Source organism: Eubacterium sp. Marseille-QA0814 (assembly GCF_965119675.1).
Taxonomy (GTDB): domain Bacteria; phylum Bacillota; class Clostridia; order Lachnospirales; family Lachnospiraceae; genus Eubacterium_G.
The window spans coordinates 335,130-348,825 of record NZ_CBCPMG010000001.1; the positions used below are offsets into that span (position 1 = coordinate 335,130).

Sequence of the window (13,696 nt, forward strand, 5' to 3'; positions counted from 1 at the left end):
TAAGCCACCTATTTTATTATATATGAGTTAGAATAAACTAATGAAAGAAACAACAATAAAACCAAAGTAAGGAGTGAACGAATGTGAAAGAAAAAAAGAAGTCGGCAGTCAGCTGGATCCTGACATGGGCCGGACAAAAAAGAATTGCCTATGTATGGAGTGTGTTACTTGCAATCGGAAATGTGATTTTTAAGATTTTGCCGTATTTTATTATTGCAGATATAGTAAAGCTGTTTTTAAATGGTGAAAAGGAGCTTGAAATATATCTTGCAAAAGCGGTTCTGATTGCATTATCGTTTATCATTGCAGAACTGCTTCATTCACTTTCGACAGCATTGTCACATAAAGCAACGTTTGCAGTACTTGCAAATATAAGAAAATCCTGCTGTGACAAGCTGGCGCGGGTACCTCTTGGCTATGTGAAAGACACACCTTCCGGTACATTTAAAAATATTATGGTGGAAAGAATCGACAGTATCGAGACAACACTGGCGCATATTGTCCCGGAATTCACGTCCAATCTGCTGGCACCGATTTTGATTTTGATTTATTTCTTCCTGACAGACTGGAGACTGGCACTCTGGTCATTGGTGCCGGTTATAGTGGGATTTCTTTCCTATTTCGGAATGATGCTGGATTATAAACCAAGCTTCGAGAGAACGGTTCAGACAACAAAAGATCTGAATGATGCGGCAGTGGAATATATTGACGGAATCGAAGTGATCAAGGCATTTGGAAAGACAGAAAGTTCTTATGCAAAATTTACAAAGGCGGCTATGGCTTATGCAGATTCCTTTATTTCCTGGATGAAACGGTGCTCGATCTTTCATGGACTGATGATGGTGGTCACACCTTATACGCTTCTTACGGTATTGCCGTTTGGGGCACATTATGTAGCCAATGGAACACTTGCGATTTCAGATTTTGTCATCTGCATTATTTTATCACTTGGAATCGTTGGACCGTTGATCACAGTGGGTTCCTATACAGATGATCTTGGCAAGATCGGAGTGATTGTTGGTGAAGTGGCAGGAATTCTGGAACAGCCGGAGCTTGAACGTCCAGAGAAAAGTAAAAGTGTTCCAAAAGATAACTCCGTTACTCTTGAAGATGTCAGATTTGGTTATCACGACAAAGAGATTCTGCATGGAGTAACTATGGAGCTAAAAGCAGGAACGGTAAATGCAATCGTAGGACCTTCCGGAAGCGGCAAGTCAACCATCGCAAAGCTGATTGCGTCCTTGTGGGATGTGGATTCCGGAAGTATTAAAATCGGTGGAGTTGATGTCAAAGAAATGTCGCTTGCAGATTTTAATCGGAAAATTGCATATGTTGCACAGGATAATTATCTGTTCAATGAAACGGTACGTGAAAATATCAGACAGGGAAATCCGGAGGCTACAGATGAACAGATCATCGAGGTGACAAAGAAAAGCGGATGCTATGAATTTATCATGCAGCTTGAGAACGGATTTGATACGGTTGTAGGAGGTGCAGGAGGACATCTGTCAGGAGGAGAGAGGCAGCGTATCTCCATTGCAAGGGCAATGCTGAAGGATGCTCCGATTGTAATTCTTGATGAGGCAACTGCTTATACGGATCCGGAAAATGAGGCGATTCTGCAGAATTCTATTGCAAAACTGGTAGCAGGGAAGACACTGATCGTAATCGCACACAGGCTTTCTACCGTTAAGGACAGTGATCAGATCTTTGTCGTAAATGATGGAAATGTAACAGCACATGGTACACATGAGGAACTACTGATGTCATGCCCGCTTTATAAGGAAATGTGGGATGCCCATATTTCTGTAAAAGATACGGTGAAGGAGGGAGAATGATATGTTTGGAATTCTGGCAAAATTCTTTCGTTTTTCAGGCAGGGAAAATGGTAATAAATTTAAACTGTCGATAGTGATCGGACTTATAGAGGCTCTCGCTTCAGCAATGAAGATACCGGCTATTATGTACATATTGATTGGTTTGATGAGTGGAAAACCAATAGGAAAATATATTGGTGGTTCAATTGCGATCATGGTGATTGCAATTGTAGTTGATGTCATCTGTAAGAGATACTCTACGGTGCTTCAGACAGAAGGCGGATATAATGCGAGTGCTTTTATGAGAATCAAGATTGCAGAGCATCTGCGTTATCTGCCGATGGGATATTTTAATGCCAACAGCATCGGGGAAATTTCTTCTATTACGACGAATACAATGGAAACACTTGGCGATGTAGCTGCGAGAGTGGTTATGCTGACCATGCAGGGAATTCTGGAAACATCCATGATCATTCTTATGCTGTTTATTTTTGACTGGAGAATCGGACTGATCGCTGCAGCAGGAGTACTTATTTTCTTTGGGGTCAATTCTGTGATGCAGAATGCGGGTAAAAAAGATTCAGAGCAAAAAGTGGTATGCGATACGGAACTTGTAAACCAGATCATGGAGTATCTGCAGGGAATATCAGAAGTTAAATCATACAACCTGCTTGGAAAACAGGCGAAAAGATTAAATGATGCAAATGAAGCATGTGAAAAGATCAATACAAAGATGGAGATGTTGTTTGTTCCCTATCATTTTCTGCAAAGTGTGATAACAAAAATCACAGGTGCAGTGATTGTAGCATGCAGTGCATATTTTTATATTAATGGAACTATGAGTGCAGTCTATGCAATTGGTATGACAATCTCAGCATTTATGCTTTATTCCAGCCTGGAATGTGCAGGAAATTATTCATCCCTTTTACATGTGGTAAGTGTATGTGTAGATAAAGCAAATGCAATACTGGAACTGGATACCATGGATATCGACGGCAAAGAGATCCAGCCGGAAAATTACGATATCAGACTTTCTTACATTTCGTTTTCCTATGATAAACGGAAAATTATTGATGATGTATCGCTCTCTATCCCACAGAAAACGACGACAGCAATTGTTGGACCATCCGGTGGAGGAAAAACAACACTTTGCAATCTGATTGCCAGATTCTGGGATGTGGATTCCGGGGAAGTAACGCTTGGAGGCGTGAATGTAAAAGACTATAGCATGAACAGTCTGATGCGTAATTTTTCATTCGTATTTCAGTCAGTGTATTTGTTCGCAGATACCATTGAGAATAATATTAAATTCGGACGTCAGGATGCAAGCCATGAGGAAGTGGTGGAAGCGGCAAAGAAAGCGTGCTGTCACGATTTCATCAGCAAACTTCCGGATGGATATGACACAGTGATCGGAGAAGGTGGAGCTACACTTTCCGGTGGCGAGAAACAGCGGATCTCGATAGCCAGAGCAATCATGAAGGATGCACCGATCGTTATATTAGATGAGGCAACAGCCAATGTTGATCCGGAGAATGAAAAGGATCTGATGGATGCAGTAGATGCACTTACAAAGGAAAAAACGATTATTATGATTGCCCACAGATTAAAAACAGTCAGACATGCAGACCAGATTGTGGTTGTTGACAAAGGAAGAATTGTACAGCAGGGAACACATGAGCAGCTAATGAAGCAGGAAGGTATTTATAAGAGATTTGTGGATGCAAGGCAACAGGCAGTAAGCTGGAAACTGGCCCACTGAGAAATAATCCACAGTTGGAGAATATCCAAATTGAATTGTCTGAAAGAGATTTCATTTAAGTTTCTCTAAGTTTCACTTGTATAGGTGGAATGAGGAAAATTCAATAGAGCAATATGAAAAAAGCACTGAAAACCGTTGGACTAATGGTTTTCAGTGCTTTCTTCTTTGGTTAAAGAGAAAAAACATAATAAATTTAAGTTTTGCTAAGTTTCACTAAGTTCTGCATTTGCAGATCGCCATTGCCTTTTCGGCTCATATTTCCCACACCCATCACAGGTCTGTGGCCAGTTAATTTTCCACTCAAAATACTCATCTCTGGTAATTTTACCGGATTTCAATTCTTCTTTTCTGAGAACCCATTCTTTCATAAAATCATTGAGAACTCCATAATTGAACCACATACCAACAGGTGGATGAGCCGGCCAGTTATCAGAATCATGATAACGGACAGCGGTATCCTCACTGGAATTGCATTTTTCACCCGGATAGGTTTCTAACTGAAAGAGATTAATAGCTGCTGGGTTAAATTCATCAATCCAGAACAGAATTTCCATCAGTTCAGAGGCGTCCATCGTGGTTGGCTCATGTAGTGTCAGTGGGTTTACGTCCAGAATCTTAGCCATTTCAGTTACCAGATCTTTGCGGGGAACCCGGTAATTCGTTTCATATTGGGCAAGACGATTTGCACCTTTATCGCCCCAACCGAGGGCAGCACCAAGTTCTGCCTGTGTCATATTCCGGAATGTCCGGATTTTTTTTATTTTATCACCGATTGTCATATCAGATTTCCCACTTTCTTTTTGATAAATCCATTTTACTACCAAAAACAGTGAATGTAAACAGAAAGATTCGCATTGAAGCGAACAAAACACTTGACATTCGCATGAATGCGAATTAAAATAACAGTACGATAAAGGTTCGCATGAAAGCGAATGTACAGATGAGGATAAATACTTTTTGCAAATTATTGCAAAATGAGGTTGGTAAAATCCTTCTGTCAGGCTTTATTAGTGAGAGGATTTTTTTGAAGTGAACAACATTTTGGTGTTTCCAGGCTGTAATAAGTGAAAGGATATTCAAAAAAACTCTTTTGTACCTTGAAAATTACATGAGCTGTATAATCTGATCTCACAGATGCCATAACCCTGTAAATGATTTTATGGGCGAGCGTCGAAGATACTCCGGAAACGACTGGTAAGCTTGCGAAGAAGCTGGCAGTATTCAGAAATACTCTGATAGAGGTTGACTGTGACGTTGACAACGGGTTATACAAATGGAAGCCAACACGCCGAACAGAATATGCAATGCCATAGTAATAGATAAAATTTGAGAACAAAATGTGAAAGGTAAGGTGATGTGATTGAGAAAATTGTAGGTATAGGACAACTGATACAAAGAATATGTTGGAAAAGAGGTGAGCATCATGGTGAATCAGTCGGTAATAGATTCTAGTGTTGATCTGGAGCAGTTAAAGGACATTGAAGATTTAATTCCTGATATGGATAAAGCTATTTCTGAGAAAGTGGAAACTTTTCTGGATAAATCCGGCGATCAGCCGTATGCTCACATGAATGAAGGATATGTAGTGGTTGTGGAGATGACAGGAGAAATGGATGCCACAGATGCCATTAGTGATTATCTGAGAAAAAGGACGGAGTTGATGTATTAAAATGTCTTGCAAAGGTACAGATGTTATGTTAATGTGAGGTCAGGGAAAATGAACGTGATACATGGTTTCTGACTTCAAATTCAATGGAATAAGTAAGTTGGGAGCGATGTAAAATGGAACAGATGCAAATGAATATGCCAGATATATACGATGCTGCATTGTATCTTCGATTATCGAAAGATGATATGGAAGAGGGCGGTGTGAAGTCAGAGAGCAACAGCATTGCAAATCAGAGAGAGTTACTTCGGAGCTTTGTAAAAAGCCAGCCGGATATTCAGATCTTTGATATATATGTGGATGACGGATACTCAGGAGGAAATTTTGATCGACCTGAGTTTAAACGAATGACAACTGATATAGAAGCTGGAAAAGTAAATTGCGTGATTGTAAAAGACTTATCCAGATTCGGAAGAGAATATATAGAAGCCGGGCGATGGATCGAAAAGACCTACCCGGCTTTAAATGTGCGTTTTATTTCAGTTACAGACCAGTTTGACAGTAAAACAGCAGATTTTTCAGAGAAGTCATTTGTAGTTCCAATCAAAAATTTCGTAAATGAAAGCTATTGTCGGGACATTTCCGGTAAAGTGCGAAGCCACCAGAAAATCAAACGTGAAAAAGGTGAATTTATTGGAGCGTTTGCCCCGTATGGTTACTGCAAAGATCCAGAGAATAAGAATTGTCTGGTGATTGATTCTTATGCATCAGATATTGTAAGAAAAATATTTTCGTGGAAAATTGATGGATTCAGTCTTGGAGCAATCGCAGAAAAACTGAATGTACGTCATGTGCAGTCGCCAAAAGAATATAAAAAGGCAAATGGCGAGAATTACAATTCTGGATTTCACAGCTCAGACACACCGAAATGGTCGGCAGTGCAGATTAAAAGGATTCTGACCAACGAGGTTTACATTGGAAACATGGTGCAAGGCAAGCAGGAACGAATCAGCTATAAGGTAAAGCAACGTCTGGATAAGCCAGAATCAGAGTGGGTGAAAGTAGAAAATACGCATCCGGCAATAATCAGGCAGAATGATTTTGATGTGGTGCAGAAGCTACTTCAGTATGATGGCAGGGCATCGAAAACATCGGACAGTGCAAACTTTTTTTCGGGTTTTGTATTTTGCGGAGATTGCCATACACCGATGATACGCAGGGTAAATCAGTATAAGGGAAAGAAAAAAGCCTTTTATATTTGCCAGACAAAAAATAAAGGTGGAGATTGCACCAGACACAGTATTCCGGAAGAGGTGCTGAAAAGGATTGTATTGAAAGAGATTCAGGCATATACGGCACTTTTCGTAGACTATCAGATGATTATGGAAGAACTTTGTGAAATGAAAGTCAGTTACGATCAGGTAATCGGTTATGATACGCAGATTAGTAAGTTGCAGGAAGAATATAACCGTTATTACAGCCTGAAAGCATCTTTGGGTGATGACTTGAAAGAGGGATTGATCAGCAAAGAGGAGTTCGATGATTTTCGGGAAAGTTACGGAAGAAAATGTGAAGAACTGGAGCAGATGATTGAAAACCAGAAAAAACTGGTAAAGCAAATGTTTGAGGGTGGAGTGTCTGCAACTGTTCAGTTGGAGGACTGGAAGAAATCACTGGAAATCAAAGAACTGGATCGCACATTGCTGGCACTGACTGTAGATAAAATCTATATTTATGAAAACAAACAGATCAAAATTCATATCCGTTATCAGGATATGATTGAGAAAATGAAAGTCATAAGACGGTTTTATGCGGAACACCGGACAGAGTGCAGGAAAGAGGTGGGATAAATGGCAAGGACAGCAAAAAGATATAAGAAAAACACAGAGAAGAAAGTTCTTGGGATTCCGGTATGTATGGCTGCAATTTATGTCAGATTATCCGTAGACAGTGATGAAAAAAAGTCAGAACCTATTGAAACACAGGTTACGCTGATAAAAGAGTTCATTCAGAAGCACAATGAAAATCCGAACAGAGAGTATGAAATTGCTGTATATAACATTTATTCTGATCTGGGAAAAACCGGAACAAATTTTGACAGACCGGGATTTGAACGGATGATGAATGATGTCAGGGAAGGTAAAATAAACTGTATTCTGGTAAAGGATTTCTCACGATTTGGAAGAAATTATATCGAAACTGGCAACTATCTGGAAAAGATTCTTCCTTTTATGAAAGTGCGGTTTATTTCTGTATGTGACAACTATGATTCATTTGCACCGGATGCCAAGAATCAGGAATTATCCATGAATATCAAGAATCTGGTGAATGATGCTTATGCGAAAGACATTTCCGCAAAAGAACGGGCAGCGAAACGTATTGCACAGAAAAATGGTGAGTATGTGGGATCTACAGCTCCATATGGATATTGTGTGGAAAAGATAAATGGAATTTATAAGTTGATGGTGGAACCGGAAGCTGCAAAGATTGTCCGCAGGATTTTTGAAGAATATGCTTCGGGAGATGGCGTACAGAGCATTATTGACAGGCTGTTTGAGGATAGGGTACATCGGATTTCAGATTATAACCAATATCATCATGTGTACTGTCAGGACGGAGAGAACCTTCATCAGTGGGGAAATTCTTCGATACGTGCAGTGCTGAACCGGAATAATTATTATGGCGATCTGGTTCAGAGAAAATATGAATCCAGATTTCAAAGAGGTGAAAAATGGTGTGACATATTGGACGAGAGCCAGTGGATTATTACGCCAAATGCCCATGAGCCAATTATTAGCAGAGAATTGTTTGAAAAAGCACAGGTCAGGCTAAAAGCAGCACAACAGAAAGCAACAAAAACTACTGCAGGGTGGGAAGATGATGAAAGAGCATTTTACAATGTATTCTATTGTGGTGATTGTAAGCGGAAAATGTGTACACGTAGATACAGAGGCAATGTGTATTACTTTTGCAATGCTGCCTGGTATCGGGATGAAAGAAAATGTAGTCACAAATCTATTTCCGAAGAGAAGCTGCAGAAAATTGTCCGTTCGGAGCTAACCAGACAGTTTCAGTTATCTGGATTGCGGAAAAAGGATATGTCTGCTATAAGCAGTGCGGTATTTCTTTCCAAAATCAATGAGATTCAAACTGAGATCAGAAAATTGGATGCAGATATGGAAAGACGTTCAGAAAAACTGGCACAGGCATTTATGAAATATAAAGAGGGTGAATTTTCCAAAGAAGCCTATATAGAAATGAAAGATGACCGTAATAACTGGAAAGAGTTTTGTGAAGAGAGAAAGAAGTCTCTGGAGCAGACCATACGAAAGCTGGAAAAACAACAGAAAAAAGAAGCCAGATTTTTACGAAGTCTGTTGGAACTGGATGGGACAACCAGAATCAATGCGGAACTTGCGGAGGGCTTGATTGAAAGTATGTATCTGTATGGTGATGGCAGACTGGAAATCAACTTCGGGTTTAAGGGGGCGGTAGAACATGAGTGATCAGAAACTGATTATTGGATATTACCGTCTTTCCATGGAAGATGATTCAGAGGGAGAAAGTAACAGCATTATCAATCAGAGAAAACTGGTAAAAGATTATATTTCCAATATCCCGGAACTGGCTTCTATGCCATTTCAGGAGTTCTACGACGATGGATATTCTGGTTCCAGTATGGAGCGTCCGGCAATTAAGCAGGTTCTGGAACTTGCTAGGGAGAATAAAGTGCAGTGTATTGTGGTAAAAGATTTTTCACGTTTTGCCAGAAACTATATTGAGATGGGAACTTATCTGGAACAGATTTTTCCATTCCTGGGAGTACGATTTATTTCTATCTCAGACCGATATGATTCTAAAGATTATATAGGAAAGAGTTCCGACATCGAAGTACAGTTTAAAGGACTGATCGCAGATTTTTATGTGAAAGACCAGTCTGTAAAGGTAAAATCGGCAGTCAGTACCAGACGAGGAAAAGGTGAGTATTGCTGTGGATCTGCACCTTATGGGTATCGAATCAATCCTGAAAATAAGAAAGAACTGGTGATTGTAGAGGACGAAGCAGAAGTGATTCGCAGAGTATTTGAACTGACAAATCAGCGGTATTCCAAGATGGAGATTTGTCGGTTATTTAATGAAGAGGGGGTACTGACTCCCTTGCAGTCCATGAGCAGACGACAGAAATCAGACAGCAAGAAAGCTGCATCAAGAGGACTGCAGTGGACGAGTGATATGATACGGAAGATTGTGGATGATAAAACTTATATAGGCTGTATGGTCTATGGAAAGACAAAAATTCCAGATCCCGGAACAGGGAAAGAAGTACCGGTACCGAGAAATCAGTGGAAAGTGATGGAAAATCATCACGAGCCGATCGTATCAAAAGAAATTTTTGAAAAAGCACAGTCCTTGCAGATCAGATACACCAAGAAAAGCAAATTCGACAGGGAAACAACATTGTTAGGTGGCTATGTGAAATGCGGAAATTGTCGCAGAAGCCTGACTTCAAGCAGTCCGGTTCATGGTCATATCCTTTATAGCTGTGCTTACAGTAAAGGAAAAGAAGATACAGGATGCTTTGCCGGAAAAGCTGATAACAAAATGCTAGAGCATATCGTGCTGGCAGAAATTAAGGCATATTTACGTCAGAATATCAGCCAGGAACAGATGCAGCAATCTATGAGAAAACAGCATACGGACAGCATAGAAGCCTATGAGCTGGAAAGTACGGACTGTGAAAAACGTCAGGAGCAGATAAAGCTTCAGAACCGTCAGAACTATGAGAAGTATCATGAGGGACAGATGAACCAGAAACAGTTCATGGAAGCCAAGAAGCAGTTGGAAGAAGAAAGAGAACGATTGCAGAAACGTATACAGGAGTTGGAAGAACTGATAAACGGTGAGAAAGAAATCCTGATGAAAAAGAATGTTCCGGTGGAGCAGATGTTGATGTATTTAGGCTATGAAAAGCTGACACGAGAGATGCTGGAAGAATATGTGCAGGGGATATATGTGTATGATGATGGGAGAGTGGAGGTGGAATGGAAATCACTGGCTTGATTTGTAGCAATAATGTAACGTCCACTACTACTGAACTTGTAGCAATGACGTTACATCCTCCCTGCTGATTTTGTGACAACAATATAACGTCCTCTGTTCCAAAACAACGGTTTTATGGGAAAAATCGAGGAAAAAGTGGCAAAAAAGTTTGTAGCAATGACTTGACATCCTCGGGTGCTCTATGCCTTTCAAGAAGCTTTCCTGATTAATGTTATTAAACATTATAAGCATATATAATATACTTAAAAAGCATAAAAGATAATAAATAAGCATTAGACATAGAAAAGAAAAAAGTCTAAAATTAAATTAAACATTGATTAGTTATGTTCCGATGTATTTTCAATTCAATCTAGAGCATGTTATGAGGTGGCAAGAAAATATAACTTACCTGTAATTATTATGGAACCGGTAAAAGGTGGAATGCTTGCAACACCACCAAAACCTGTGGCAGAAGTGTTTGATAAGGCTGACAACTCAAAGAGTTATGCATCTTTTGCAATTAAATTTGCAGCTAATCATGTATGGAAGGTATCCTTTTTTGTGTTGAAACATTTCCGTAAAAAAGTTAAAATCAAAATTAGTATAATTATATATAAAAAATGGTTATACTACAAAAGAATGAATGGCTGAAGAACAAATATCAATCAGCTAAATGATTAATAATCAATAAAGAACAATAGGTTAAACAATTAGCCAATAAAACAAAAAAGTTAAACAACAAATAGCTAAGCAAACAGTTAGGAGGAGAATATTATGGCAATTATTGAAGTAAATAAAGATAATTTTGAAGAGGAAGTTTTAAAGTCTGATAAGAAAGTTTTAGTAGATTTCTGGGCAGACTGGTGTGGACCATGTAAAATGTTAAGTCCTGTAATTGATAAGTTGGCAGAAGAATTAGAAGATGTAAAAGTATGCAAGGTAAATGTTGATACAGAACCTACAATTTCAATTGAGTACAACATTATGAGTATTCCAACATTACTTGTATTTGAAAATTGTGTTGAGGTAAACAGATCAGTGGGACTTGTATCAAAAGAAGAAGTTTTAGAATTACTAAAATAAAACTGATTGTGTGAAAATATTAAATTAGCAGTAAATTACAGCAATTAATAGCAATTTAAAGATTAATGGACACATTATATTTTAATTCTATCAATTTATTAAGATACTATATAGGAGATAGAGTATGGATAGTTGTAATAGATTGCTGTGATAATGGCTTAATAATCGATGGTTTAGAAATCTGCAGTATATTACAGAATTTTTACTGAAAGATGGAGTTTTAAGATACGAGGAGATTAACTGATGAAAATTAATAGAACAATACTTATTGTTGAAGATGAAGAAAAATTAAGAACAACTGTAAGTGATTTTTTGAAATTATATGACTATAACATTATTGAAGCAAAAGATGGTGAAATGGCATTGGAACAATTTGAAAAAAACATTCACTCAATTGACTTAGTTTTACTAGATATAATGCTTCCAATTTATGATGGTCAGTATGTTTTACAGAAGATAAGAGAAACATCAGAGGTTCCAGTTATTATGATGACAGCAAAATCGGGAGATGTGGAACAGGTAAAAAGTTTTGGAAATGGTGTAGACGATTACATTAAGAAACCGTTTATGTTAGCTCTTTTGAAAGCAAGAATTGAAGCAGTTTTAAAAAGAACATACAAATCAGAGAACAGACATAAGAAGCTTGAAGCTGGCAAACTTTCATTGGATTGCAAAGCAAGGAAAGTGTATGTAAATAACCAACATATAGTTACAACACCAAAGGAATTTGATTTGTTAAGTTTCTTTATTGAAAATCAAAATGTCACTTTGAAAAGAGAGCAGATTCTTGATGCTGTATGGGGACCGGATTATGACGGGACTTATAGAACAGTTGACACAATTGTAAAACAGATAAGAATAAAATTAAGTGATGAGTGTCCATATATTAAATCAATATATGGCATTGGTTATATTTTTGAGGTTGAAGATGTTTAAAACAATAAAAAGCCGAATGATAATTATGCAGACAATTACAATATTTTTTATATTGGGTATATTGTTTGTTTTATTTAGTGCATTTGCAGAGGATTATTATTTCAGCAGAAAGATTGGGGTAATTAAGCAATCGCTCAACACACTGCAAAAAGAGGATATATCTACTCTTACATATAAAAACAGGTATATTATTTCTTATGAAGAACAGAAGTTGAGATTTGTTATTGCAAATGAAAAATTTGAACCAATATATGTAACGTCAAAAACAAAGAATTTTAAGCCTATGGCACAAAATGCAAAGGCAAAAGCAAAGGTTGAAAATAGCATTGTCAGTAGATTGTATAGATTCTCTGAGAAAGAAATAGTTACAAATAATGGTGTGGGAAAAATTTCAGGGCGTGAAATAATAACTCAGAATGGCAACAAATATTATTTATATGTATATGAATTAAAAAGTAATATGAAAATACATTTATCATATTATAAGTTATTCTTTGGGATAATGTTAATTCTTGTTGCTGTAGTTGGAGTAATTGTTTCTGTTGTAATTTCTAACCGTATTTGTAAGCCAATAAGACAAATTGAAGAAAATACAAAACTTGCTGTAAAGAATAACTTTGAACTTAATATTAATGAAAATCAGGAATTTGTTGAACTTTCAGGTTTAGCCCATAGCATTAATATTATGTTATCAAAAATCAGGGAACAGATTACTGAATTGGAAAATGAAATAGAAAATAAAACAAAAGTTGAAAATCTCAGAAAGCAGTTTGTAAACAATGTTTCCCATGAAATGAAAACACCACTTGCCATTATTTCAAGTCAGGTGGAAATGTTAGAACTATTGCAGGATAAGCAGAAAAAGAAGGAATATTGTCAGTCTATCATAGAGGAAACGGAGAATATGTCTCAAATGATTAATGACATGATAGTTATATATTCAATGCAAAGTGCAGAGGAAGAGTTAATGGTTGTAAGTGCTGATATTAACGAACTTGTAGAATTCACTTGTAGAGACTATGATAAGCTTTTCTTTGCGAAAAACATTTCTCTTCATGAAAGCTATACTGAAAAATGTATGGCAGAAGTTAATGAAAGATTTTTCACTCAGGCAGTGAGTAATTACATAACAAATGCAATAAAACATTGCAAAGAAGAAGGTAATGTTTACGTTAGAGTTATGTCTGGCGAAAACAATATTAAAGTCGAAGTTGAAAATGATGGAAAACATATACCTGAAGAAAACATTGAAAATATTTGGAACATGTTTTATCAGGGCAACGACAGTGCAACCTTAAATGGACAAAAAGGCAGTGGACTTGGTCTATATCTTGTAAAAAGTATTGTAGAGTTACATCATGGAAAGTACGGGTGTGAAAATGTTGAGAACGGTGTTGTTTTCTACATTGAATTACCTAAAGTGCAAAAAAGCAATTAATAGAAAATTGAAAT

At 37.6% G+C, this 13,696-nt stretch carries 11 protein-coding genes; 10 read left to right on the forward strand and 1 reads right to left on the reverse strand.

The annotated features are described in order from the left end of the window. Window positions 1-83: 83 nt before the first annotated feature. Together ACQY63_RS01550 and ACQY63_RS01555 are read left to right on the forward strand one after the other, a co-directional pair. On the forward strand, window positions 84-1,838 hold the full coding sequence (locus ACQY63_RS01550) for an ABC transporter ATP-binding protein (RefSeq protein WP_428244613.1): 1,755 nt from the start codon (window positions 84-86) through the stop codon (window positions 1,836-1,838). A 1-nt stretch (window position 1,839) separates the two neighbouring features. Then, window positions 1,840-3,579, forward strand: coding sequence for an ABC transporter ATP-binding protein (locus tag ACQY63_RS01555; RefSeq protein WP_015540892.1), 1,740 nt, complete (start codon window positions 1,840-1,842; stop codon window positions 3,577-3,579). A gap of 203 nt (window positions 3,580-3,782) precedes the next feature. Here ACQY63_RS01555 and ACQY63_RS01560 read toward each other — a convergent pair whose 3' ends face one another. After that, window positions 3,783-4,358 carry a helix-turn-helix domain-containing protein gene (locus ACQY63_RS01560; protein ID WP_055146818.1) on the reverse strand — a complete coding sequence of 192 codons (576 nt, stop codon included), beginning with the start codon at window positions 4,356-4,358 and terminating at the stop codon, window positions 3,783-3,785. A gap of 644 nt (window positions 4,359-5,002) precedes the next feature. Here ACQY63_RS01560 and ACQY63_RS01565 point away from each other — a divergent pair. From ACQY63_RS01565 to ACQY63_RS01600, 8 genes are all read left to right on the forward strand, one after another. Beyond that, window positions 5,003-5,248 carry a DUF6870 family protein gene (locus ACQY63_RS01565; RefSeq protein ID WP_008369874.1) on the forward strand — a complete coding sequence of 82 codons (246 nt, stop codon included), beginning with the start codon at window positions 5,003-5,005 and terminating at the stop codon, window positions 5,246-5,248. Between the two features lie 128 nt (window positions 5,249-5,376). Continuing rightward, the gene (locus ACQY63_RS01570; RefSeq protein ID WP_428244614.1) at window positions 5,377-7,035 is read left to right on the forward strand and encodes a recombinase family protein; all 1,659 of its coding nucleotides are present in this window, start codon (window positions 5,377-5,379) and stop codon (window positions 7,033-7,035) included. Further along, window positions 7,036-8,691 carry a recombinase family protein gene (locus tag ACQY63_RS01575; RefSeq protein WP_008369877.1) on the forward strand — a complete coding sequence of 552 codons (1,656 nt, stop codon included), beginning with the start codon at window positions 7,036-7,038 and terminating at the stop codon, window positions 8,689-8,691. It begins immediately after the preceding gene. Continuing rightward, on the forward strand, window positions 8,684-10,246 hold the full coding sequence (locus ACQY63_RS01580; protein WP_055146821.1) for a recombinase family protein: 1,563 nt from the start codon (window positions 8,684-8,686) through the stop codon (window positions 10,244-10,246). Before ACQY63_RS01575 ends, ACQY63_RS01580 begins: the two co-directional genes overlap by 8 nt. A gap of 366 nt (window positions 10,247-10,612) precedes the next feature. Further along, the gene (locus ACQY63_RS01585; protein WP_412335036.1) at window positions 10,613-10,876 is read left to right on the forward strand and encodes a hypothetical protein; all 264 of its coding nucleotides are present in this window, start codon (window positions 10,613-10,615) and stop codon (window positions 10,874-10,876) included. A gap of 123 nt (window positions 10,877-10,999) precedes the next feature. Continuing rightward, window positions 11,000-11,308: a thioredoxin gene (gene trxA, locus ACQY63_RS01590; protein WP_302689180.1), complete on the forward strand. Its 309-nt coding sequence runs from the start codon at window positions 11,000-11,002 to the stop codon at window positions 11,306-11,308. Window positions 11,309-11,551: 243 nt separating this feature from the next. Beyond that, window positions 11,552-12,244, forward strand: a complete 693-nt coding sequence (locus tag ACQY63_RS01595) for a response regulator transcription factor (protein ID WP_412335034.1) — start codon at window positions 11,552-11,554, stop codon at window positions 12,242-12,244. Continuing rightward, a complete protein-coding gene (locus ACQY63_RS01600) occupies window positions 12,237-13,682 on the forward strand; it encodes a sensor histidine kinase (RefSeq protein WP_412621965.1) in 1,446 nt (481 codons plus the stop codon). The genes ACQY63_RS01595 and ACQY63_RS01600 overlap by 8 nt, the downstream gene beginning before the upstream one ends. Window positions 13,683-13,696 lie beyond the last annotated feature (14 nt).

What these genes read in the sequence shown, in the direction of transcription:
- ACQY63_RS01555 (WP_015540892.1), top strand. Translation starts at nt 1,840, where the DNA reads ATGTTTGGAATTCTGGCAAAATTCTTTCGTTTTTCAGGCAGGGAAAAT.
- ACQY63_RS01560 (WP_055146818.1), bottom strand. Translation starts at nt 4,358, where the DNA reads ATGACAATCGGTGATAAAATAAAAAAAATCCGGACATTCCGGAATATG.
- ACQY63_RS01565 (WP_008369874.1), top strand. Translation starts at nt 5,003, where the DNA reads ATGGTGAATCAGTCGGTAATAGATTCTAGTGTTGATCTGGAGCAGTTA.
- ACQY63_RS01570 (WP_428244614.1), top strand. Translation starts at nt 5,377, where the DNA reads ATGAATATGCCAGATATATACGATGCTGCATTGTATCTTCGATTATCG.
- ACQY63_RS01575 (WP_008369877.1), top strand. Translation starts at nt 7,036, where the DNA reads ATGGCAAGGACAGCAAAAAGATATAAGAAAAACACAGAGAAGAAAGTT.
- ACQY63_RS01580 (WP_055146821.1), top strand. Translation starts at nt 8,684, where the DNA reads ATGAGTGATCAGAAACTGATTATTGGATATTACCGTCTTTCCATGGAA.
- trxA (WP_302689180.1), top strand. Translation starts at nt 11,000, where the DNA reads ATGGCAATTATTGAAGTAAATAAAGATAATTTTGAAGAGGAAGTTTTA.
- ACQY63_RS01595 (WP_412335034.1), top strand. Translation starts at nt 11,552, where the DNA reads ATGAAAATTAATAGAACAATACTTATTGTTGAAGATGAAGAAAAATTA.
- ACQY63_RS01600 (WP_412621965.1), top strand. Translation starts at nt 12,237, where the DNA reads ATGTTTAAAACAATAAAAAGCCGAATGATAATTATGCAGACAATTACA.